The sequence below is a fragment of the Aliiroseovarius lamellibrachiae genome (genome assembly GCF_018599245.1).
GTDB lineage: Bacteria > Pseudomonadota > Alphaproteobacteria > Rhodobacterales > Rhodobacteraceae > Aliiroseovarius > Aliiroseovarius lamellibrachiae.
The window spans coordinates 2501-6123 of sequence record NZ_JAHEVJ010000017.1 but is presented as its reverse complement, the minus strand read 5'-3'; the positions used below and the strand labels follow the sequence as shown (position 1 = coordinate 6123).

The following is a 3623-nucleotide window of genomic DNA, read 5'->3' as shown; positions in this document are numbered from 1 at the left end:
CTGAGTAGTTTTTGGAACGAGTAACGCCGCCAGCTTTTGGCTGACGGCGTTTATATTATTGATTGATATCGATTAGAGAGGTTTTTTTGGAACTTTATTAGGTTTGGCGGTGACCTACTCTCCCACGCCTTAAGACGCAGTACCATCGGCGCAACAGTGCTTAACTGCCGGGTTCGGGATGGAGCCGGGTGTTTCACTTGCGCTATGACCACCAAACCAAAAAAAGTTCCAAGTCCAAGTCATTACACTGTGGTGTATGCTTTTGATAACGTCGGAGACTTCCGACGCCAGGAGTAGGTCTATCTACTACTGGATCAAATCAAGCCTATCGGACCATTAGTACCGGTCAACTGAGCATGTTACCATGCTTACATCTCCGGCCTATCGACGTGGTAGTCTTCCACGGTCCTCAGGGATACCTTGTTTTGAGGGGGGCTTCCCGCTTAGATGCCTTCAGCGGTTATCCTGTCCGTTCATAGCTACCCAGCACTGCCGTTGGCACGACAACTGGTCCACCAGTGGAACGTTCACCCCGGTCCTCTCGTACTAGGGGCAACTCCTCTCAAGTATCCTACACCCACGGCAGATAGGGACCGAACTGTCTCACGACGTTCTAAACCCAGCTCACGTACCTCTTTAAACGGCGAACAGCCGTACCCTTGGGACCTGCTCCAGCCCCAGGATGAGATGAGCCGACATCGAGGTGCCAAACACTGCCGTCGATATGGACTCTTGGGCAGTATCAGCCTGTTATCCCCGGCGTACCTTTTATCCGTTGAGCGATGGCCCTTCCACTCGGGACCACCGGATCACTATGGCCGTCTTTCGACTCTGCTCGACTTGTCAGTCTCGCAGTCAGGCTGGCTTCTGCCATTGCACTCAACGAGCGATTTCCGACCGCTCTGAGCCAACCTTCGCGCGCCTCCGTTACTCTTTGGGAGGCGACCGCCCCAGTCAAACTACCCGCCACACAGGGTCCCGGATCCGGATAACGGACCGCGGTTAGACATCAAACAGAATTAGGGTGGTATCTCAAGGGAGGCTCCACCGAAACTGGCGTTCCGGTTTCAAAGCCCACCACCTATCCTGCACAAATTGTGTCTGATGCCAGTGTGAAGCTGTAGTAAAGGTGCACGGGGTCTTTCCGTCTAACCGCGGGAAGCCTGCATCTTGACAGGCAATTCAATTTCGCTGAGTCTATGTTGGAGACAGCGGGGAAGTCGTTACGCCATTCGTGCAGGTCGGAACTTACCCGACAAGGAATTTCGCTACCTTAGGACCGTTATAGTTACGGCCGCCGTTTACCTGGGCTTCAATTCGGAGCTTGCACTCCTCCTTTTAACCTTCAGGCACCGGGCAGGCGTCAGACCCTATACGTCGTCTTGCGACTTCGCAGAGCCCTGTGTTTTTAGTAAACAGTCGCCACCCCCTAGTTTGTGCCCCCAGTCATTACTTGCGTAAGAACTGGGCCTCCTTCTCGCGAACTTACGGAGGTATTTTGCCGAGTTCCTTCAACATAGTTCTCTCAAGCGCCTTGGTATACTCTACCTATCCACCTGTGTCGGTTTAGGGTACGGTCTGAAAGGAGGGCTATTTCCAGGAACCTCTAAGCAGCCCATTCAATCCGATAAGGATGAACTACCTTCGAGATCCGTCACCACTCCACGGCCCAGGAATATTAACCTGGTTCCCATCGACTACGCATTTCTGCCTCGTCTTAGGGGCCGGCTTACCCTGCTCAGATTAGCTTTAAGCAGGAACCCTTGGATTTTCGGCGAGGGGGTCTCTCACCCCCTTTGTCGCTACTCATGTCATCATTCTCACTAGTGATCTCTCCACGGGATCCCTCACAGGCCCGCTTCACAGAAAGCTCCGATCCTCAAATGATCCCGAAGGATCTAATGAGGAATGGAACTATGTCACACTACGCTCTGCTACCGCATGCACAAAGTGCACACCCTAAGCTTCGGCTCATGGCTTGAGCCCCGGTACATCTTCGCCGCAAGACAACTTAAATTAGACCAGTGAGCTGTTACGCTATCTTTAAAGGATGGCTGCTTCTAAGCCAACCTCCTGGTTGTTTTGGTCGTCTCACCTGCTTTCCCACTTAGCCATGAATTAGGGGCCTTAGCTGTAGGTCAGGGTTGTTTCCCTCTCCACAACGGACGTTAGCACCCGCTGTGTGTCTGCCGGATAGTACTTCTCGGTATTCGGAGTTTGATTAGGATCAGTAAGGCTGTAGGCCCCCATTACCCATTCAGTGCTCTACCCCCGAGAGTATTCGTCCGACGCTCTACCTAAATAGATTTCGCAGAGAACCAGCTATCTCCGAGTTTGATTGGCCTTTCACCCCTAGGCACAGCTCATCCCGATCTTTTTCAACAGATGTGGGTTCGGTCCTCCAGTGCATGTTACTGCACCTTCAACCTGGCCATGCCTAGATCACTCGGTTTCGGGTCTGATCCACCTAACTCATTCGCCCTATTAAGACTCGCTTTCGCTACGCCTACACCTAACGGCTTAAGCTTGCTAGATAGACCAAGTCGATGACCCATTATACAAAAGGTACGCCGTCAGCCCGCAAGGGGCCTCCGACTGATTGTAGGCGTTCGGTTTCAGGTACTGTTTCACTCCCCTCGTCGGGGTGCTTTTCACCTTTCCCTCACGGTACTGGTTCACTATCGGTCAGTAAGGAGTACTTAGCCTTCGAAGGTGGTCCTCCGATCTTCAGACAGAATTTCACGTGTTCCGCCCTACTTAATACGTCCTCTCATGCTTCTTATACGGGACTGTCACCCACTATGGTTGGCCATTCCAGACCATTCTAATCACAATTGAGGCTCGGCTGGTCCCCGTTCGCTCGCCGCTACTAGGGGAGTATCAATTGATTTCCTTTCCTCCGGGTACTTAGATGTTTCAGTTCCCCGGGTTTGCTTTTTTAAACCTATGTATTCAGTCTAAAAATACCTGTTTCAGAACACTATAAATTACCGAAGTAATTATAATGAACTGTCAGGTGGGTTGCCCCATTCGGAGATCTCTGGGTATTGCGTCTATTCTCGACTTCCCAAAGCTTATCGCAGAGTATCACGTCCTTCATCGCCTCTTACTGCCAAGGCATTCACCAAACGCCCTTCTCGCGCTTGATTTGATCCAGAAGAAGATAGGCCTTTTGTAGTTCCTATCCCCTGGCTACTGGATCAAAAGCATACATTTTCCCGCGCTTCATAACTGTCACTTAAGACTGGATCTAGGATGTCGATCTTCGATCCATTATGAAGCACAATGTTGATCTTCGCAGATCAACAAAACTGCAATTCCGTGCTGGATTGCAGCTTGGTTAGTGTACTTGACTTGGACAACATCATCGTTTCAGTCGGTAAACTTTAGAGGGCCCGAGGAAAGGGGCCGTACCAAGCTTGCGTCACCCGAAGGATCCGCGCCAACTGAGGCTAATTGCATACGCGCAACGCCAACAATGTTGTTATTTTCTCTCTAAACGATGTCAAATTTGCGTCCGATTGGACGGGCAAACATTCAAATGAATGCTTGCCGATCTAATCGAAACTCTTGCTGCACAGATTGGCTCGCACGCAATTGGCTGCGCCAATCGCTGTCGCTCG

Annotated in this window: 2 rRNA genes; both read right to left on the bottom strand. The window is 51.2% G+C overall.

Annotated features, from left to right (window positions below):
• Positions 1 to 101: 101 nt before the first annotated feature.
• A 5S ribosomal RNA gene (rrf, locus tag KKW20_RS16490) occupies positions 102 to 216 on the bottom strand.
• Between the two features lie 99 nt (positions 217 to 315).
• Positions 316 to 3149, bottom strand: a 23S ribosomal RNA gene (locus KKW20_RS16485).
• Positions 3150 to 3623 lie beyond the last annotated feature (474 nt).